General features: G+C 73.8%; 4 protein-coding genes. 1 reads left to right on the top strand and 3 read right to left on the bottom strand.

All coding sequences use genetic code 11. The features are described 5' to 3' along the window. Positions 1-462: 462 nt before the first annotated feature. The 3 genes from MNZ29_RS23490 to MNZ29_RS23500 form a co-directional block, all read right to left on the bottom strand. On the bottom strand, positions 463-1,872 hold the full coding sequence (locus tag MNZ29_RS23490; RefSeq protein ID WP_242341466.1) for a sigma-54 dependent transcriptional regulator: 1,410 nt from the start codon (positions 1,870-1,872) through the stop codon (positions 463-465). After that, positions 1,869-3,581, bottom strand: a complete 1,713-nt coding sequence (locus MNZ29_RS23495; RefSeq protein ID WP_242341465.1) for a transporter substrate-binding domain-containing protein — start codon at positions 3,579-3,581, stop codon at positions 1,869-1,871. The genes MNZ29_RS23490 and MNZ29_RS23495 overlap by 4 nt, the downstream gene beginning before the upstream one ends. An 81-nt stretch (positions 3,582-3,662) precedes the next feature. Beyond that, positions 3,663-4,085 carry a plastocyanin/azurin family copper-binding protein gene (locus tag MNZ29_RS23500; RefSeq protein WP_242357005.1) on the bottom strand — a complete coding sequence of 141 codons (423 nt, stop codon included), beginning with the start codon at positions 4,083-4,085 and terminating at the stop codon, positions 3,663-3,665. A gap of 482 nt (positions 4,086-4,567) precedes the next feature. Here MNZ29_RS23500 and MNZ29_RS23505 point away from each other — a divergent pair. Beyond that, on the top strand, positions 4,568-4,983 hold a 416-nt coding region (locus MNZ29_RS23505), incomplete at its 3' end, for a DoxX family membrane protein (RefSeq protein WP_242357007.1).

The following is a 4,983-nucleotide window of genomic DNA, read 5'->3' on the forward strand; positions in this document are numbered from 1 at the left end:
TCCCCTCTTCGTCCTGGCAGACTCAGAGGATCAGAGGCGCTTGCGCGCTTCAACTTTCAAACTGCCTCGTATCGCAGACGATCGATCTCACTCGCCATTTGTCGCGCGATCGTGGGGATACTTCAGGCCGAGCTCACAACCTACTTCACGCAGAGAGAACCTTCGGACGCGAGCACATGGACCGCTTCCGCCGCGACGCGGGCGACGGGCCATCGTCGCTCTCGCGCGCTGACGTGGCGCCTCTGCGTCCCGTCATGCAGCTGGGAATGTGGGCGCCGTGACCCTGCGGCGACCCGGAGTTGGCCGAGCAGTGCTCCGCCCTGAGCGTTCCCGGCGCGCGCGTGCCGACCCGTCAATGACCAGCCGGAGCGCGCGGTGCGCCGCTCGGCCGACCGAAGCCGCTCCCCCGGTCAGCAGCCGAGGATGTGACGAATCCTGAGGGCGCAGCCCCCGTGAGATCATTCACCGACGCCAGGCCTTGAGGCGCTTCGACAGGGCGGGCTGCGAGAGGCCGATGAGGCGGGCCGCGAGCGTCTGGTTGCCGCCGGCTCGCGCCATGGCCTCGCGGGCGAGGAGCTCGAGCGCCTCGTCGAACGTGGGGAGCCGCTCGGCCCCGGCGAACGGGTTCGCGTCCGCCTCCGGATCGGCGCGGCCGCCGTCGGCGACGCGCCCGATCGCCGCCACGAAGGCGTCCATCGACAGGACGCGATCCACGTGGAGCGTGACCGCGTCGAACACCATCGCGCGCAGCTCGCGTACGTTCCCCGGGAAGTCGTGCGTCGCGAGGAGCTGCGCGAGCTGGCGCGGCGGCGTGGGCTTCTTCTTGCCGAGCGCGCGCGACGCCTCCTCGAGGAAGTGGTCGAGGAGCAGCGGCAGGTCCTCCTTCCGCTCCCGCAGCGGCGGCACGCGCACGCGGTGGGTGCGCAGCCGGTAGAAGAGGTCGCGCCGGAAGCTGCCGGCCCGCTCCTTCGCGGCGAGGTCCTGGTGCGTGGCGGCGATGACGCGCGCCTTCACGCGCCGCGGGCGGTCGCTGCCGAGCGGGAAGAACTCGCCGTCCTGCAGGAAGCGCAGGAGCTTCACCTGCGACGCCATCGACAGGTCGCCGATCTCGTCGAGGAACAGGGTCCCGTCCGCCGCCTCCTCCACCATGCCGCGCCGCGGCTGGTCCGCGCCGGTGAAGGCGCCGCGCACGTGCCCGAAGAGCGTGTCCGCGAAGACCGCGTCGTCGAGGCCGGCGACGTTCACGGCCACGAGCTTCCCGGCGCAGCCGGAGACCGCGTGGGCGGCCCGCGCGACGAGCTCCTTGCCCACCCCGCTCTCGCCCGTGACGAGCAGGGGCTGGGCGCTCCTCGCCACCGCCTCCACGTACGAGAAGAGCGTCCGCATGGTGGGATCGCGCGTCACGATCCCGGCGAACGCCTCCGGGTGGCGGAGCTCGCCGGAGAGGAGCCGCGTCGCGACCTCGACGTTCTCCCGCTGGAGCTCCTGCATGCGGAGGGCGCGCAGGACGCCCGCGACGAGCCGATCCTCCTCCTCGGTCTTCACGTGGTAGTCGAACGCGCCGAGCTTCACGCAGCGCACGGCGGTCTCGACCTGGTTCAGCCCGGAGACGACGATGACCGCCACCTCGGGGTGCTCCGCCGCGATGCGCGGCAGGAGCTCCTCGCCCGAGAGGTGCGGCATGGTGAGGTCGAGGAGCACGACGCCGATGTCGTCGCCGTCGAGGATCTCCAGCACGCGCCGCGGGTCCTGGCAGGTGACGACCCGGCGGATGCCGGCGGTGCGCTCCAGGGTGAGGCTCATGGCGCGCAGCCAGGCCGGCTCGTCGTCCACGAGCAGGATTCCGAAGGCGGAGGAGCCCGGGTCGCTCACGCGGCGGCCGCCTCCGGCGCGGCCGGGAGGGTGAGGGTGGCGGTCGTGCCGGCCCCCGGGGTGGAGGTGAGCGCGAGCGTGCCGCCGTGCTCCTTCACGATGCCCGCCGAGACCGAGAGCCCGAGGCCGGTCCCGCCCCCGCTCCGCTTGGTCGTGAAGAACGGCTCCTCGACGCGCGCGAGGTGCTCCGCCGCGATGCCCACGCCCTCGTCGCGCACCTCGAGCACGACGCGCCCGTCCTCTCGGCGGGTGGTGAGTCGCACGCCGCGGCCCGGCGCGGGCAAGGCCTCGGACGCGTTCACGAGCAGGTTCACCACCACCTGCTCGATGCGCTGCGCGCTCCCGAGCACCGCCGGCAGCGCGGGGGCGAGCTCGAGCTCGAAGCGCGCGGTCGCCTTCCGCAGCGCCGCGCCCGCGAGCCGCGCCGCCGCGCGCGCGACCTCGTTCAGATCCACGGGGGCGAGCGGCGGTGCGTCGTCGCGCCGGGCGAAGTCCTTGAGGTCCTCGACGATCCGCTGGATCCGCCGGCCGCTCTGGGCCATCTCGTCGAGGAGCTGCGGGAGCTCCTCGCGCATGCGGCGGTAGGGGAGGCCCGCGAGCGCGAGCCCGTCCGTGTCTCCGCGCGCGTCGAGCGCGTCGAGGGCGTCGAGGAGGGCGGCGCGCACGGTGGTCGTGTCGAGCAGGATGAGGCCCGTCGGGTTGTTGATCTCGTGGGCGACGCCGGAGACGAGGACCCCCAGCGCCGCGAGCTTGTCCGCCTGCAGGAGCTCCGCCTGGTGCCGCCGGAGCTCCTCCATCGCGCGCTGCCGCTCCTTCACCTCCGCGGCGAGCGAGGCGGTCCGCTGCGCCACCTGCCGCGAGAGGGAGCGCGACCAGAGGAGCACCGCCCCGAGGACGGCGAGGAGCGGCACGAGCACGATCGCCGCCCACCGCAGGGCCGTCTCCCAGCTGAGGCCGCGCGGCTCGAGCACCCCGAGCCAGCGCTGGTGGATCGCGTCGTAGCGGCCGGTCTTCTTCAGGATGGCGAGGCCCTCGTCGAGGCGGGCGAGGAGCGCCGCGTTGCCCTTCCGCACCGCGTAGCCGTAGGGCTCGCTCGCCACGGCGCGCGCGACCGGCTCCACGTTCGAGAGTCCGAGCTCGCGCGCGATGTACACGCCCGGCAGGAGCGCGAGCGCGACGTAGTCGTGGCGGCCGGAGGCGAGGAGCCGCATCGCGTCGGCGGGGGTGCCGGTCCGGACGAGCGCGGCGCCCATCCCGCGGCGGGTGAGCTCCTCGTCCATGATCCCGCCGCCGAAGACGATGACCTCCTTGCCGCGCAGGGCGTCGAGCGAGGTGACCTCCGGGGTGCCCTTCCGCGCGAACAGCGCGTGCTGGACGATGGCGTGGGGCGGGGCGAAGTCGAGCGTGCCGGCGCGGGCCTCGGAGAAGGAGATGCCCTGCAGCGCGTCGATCTCTCCCGCCTCGAGCGCCGCCCGGATCTCCGCCCAGTCGCCGAAGCGGAACGCGACCCGCAGGCCCATCACCTCGGCGATGGCGCGCGTGAGCTCGACGTTGTAGCCGGCGGGCTGGCCCTCGGCGTCGAGGAACTCGTAGGGCGGGTAGTCGCGATCGGCCCCGACCACGATGGTGCGCTCCGGGCCGGCGGCCGCGGACCGCGGGAGCGCGAGCAGGCTGGCCGCGAGCAGGGCGGCGGCGAGGCGGCGGCGCATGGAGGCGCGAGGCTACGCCGTCGTCCCGCCGGGGACAAGGCGCGGCGGGCCGGGCGGGCGGCGGGCCCGCCGCGCGCTCCCTCACTCGGTCGCGTACGGGCTCGAGGGCGCCGAGGGCATCGAGGGCGCCGTCGGCGTGGGGGTGGTCGTCGCCGGTGTGGCGGTGACCACGATCTCGCCGTTCGGCGTCGCCATCGTGCCGAGGTGGACCGAGCAGTAGTACGGGATCGTCGCGCCGACGGGCGCGTTCGCGGGGATCGTGAACGTCCGCTCCCCCGTGAACGAGCCGGTGTCGAACGAGACCCCGCTCGCCGCGCCCGGGCGGAACGCCCCTGCCGTGCTTTCGCTCGTGACGGAGTGCGGCATGGAGTCGAGGTTCCGCACCGTCACCGTGGCGCCAGGCGCCACCTCCAGCTTCAGCGGGCTGAACGCCATGCCCTTGATCGTGATCTCGTTCTGAGCCGTGGGGTTCGCGCTGGGCGTCGTCGTCCCGGGCGTCGGCATCGGGGTCGCGCTGCTCGAGCCGCTCGACGACCCACCGCCTCCGCACGCGACCAGCGTCGCGAGGAGCGCCCCCCACCTCGTCGTGAAACGCATACGACCTCCAGTCACCTTCAATACGGTCGGATGCGGGAGGCGTTACGCGGTGACCGCGCGCCCCTTCAAAGCGACGATCAGCCGAGGCGGGGCATGACCGCGGCGACGATCCGGTCGCAGCGCGACGCGAGGCGGGCGGGAGAAGATCGAGGGCGCGCTGGAGGAACGACGTCGCCTCTCGCGCCGCGGCCCGATCCTCGGGCGAGCGGTCGGGCAACGCAGGCGCCTCGTCCTCCGCCTCCGGCGCGTCGAGCCGCTCCACACCCGTCCGCCGCAGCCGCCCGAGCGCCTCGTCGACGGCGATCCCGGTGAGCCAGGTCGAGGAGGCCGCCAGGCCGGCGAACGTAACCCCTCGCCGCCTCCGCGCATCCGACTGCGAGGAGGGAATCATGGAGAAGACCACAGTGAAGGCCTACCGGGTGCTCCGGATCGCCTATGGCGTCGTGCCCATCGTCGCCGGGCTCGACAAGTTCACGAACCTGCTCACCGACTGGCGGATGTACCTCAGCCCGCTCGCGATCCGGCTCCTGCCGGTCCGTCCGGAGCTGTTCATGCGGGCCGCGGGGATCGTGGAGATCGTCGTCGGGGCGGCGATCCTGCTCGGGTTCGCGCGGATCTTCGGCTTCGTGGCGATGGCGTGGCTCGCCGCGATCGCGCTGAACCTCGTCACGGCGGGCGCGTTCCTCGACGTGGCCGCGCGCGACGCGGTGATGGCGTGCGGCGCGTTCGCGCTCGGCGAGCTGGCGCGGGTGCACGAGCCCGTCCGCGCGCGCCGCGCCGCCCGCGCGGCGGCGCCGGAGGAGGC

Origin of the sequence: Anaeromyxobacter sp. SG64, assembly GCF_022690745.1 — a bacterium.
Lineage (GTDB): Bacteria > Myxococcota > Myxococcia > Myxococcales > Anaeromyxobacteraceae > Anaeromyxobacter > Anaeromyxobacter soli.

Bases quoted from the DNA above. Each gene is read 5' to 3' on its own strand.
- MNZ29_RS23500 (WP_242357005.1), bottom strand. From the start codon at position 4,085: ATGCCGACGCCCGGGACGACGACGCCCAGCGCGAACCCCACGGCTCAG.
- MNZ29_RS23495 (WP_242341465.1), bottom strand. From the start codon at position 3,581: ATGCGCCGCCGCCTCGCCGCCGCCCTGCTCGCGGCCAGCCTGCTCGCG.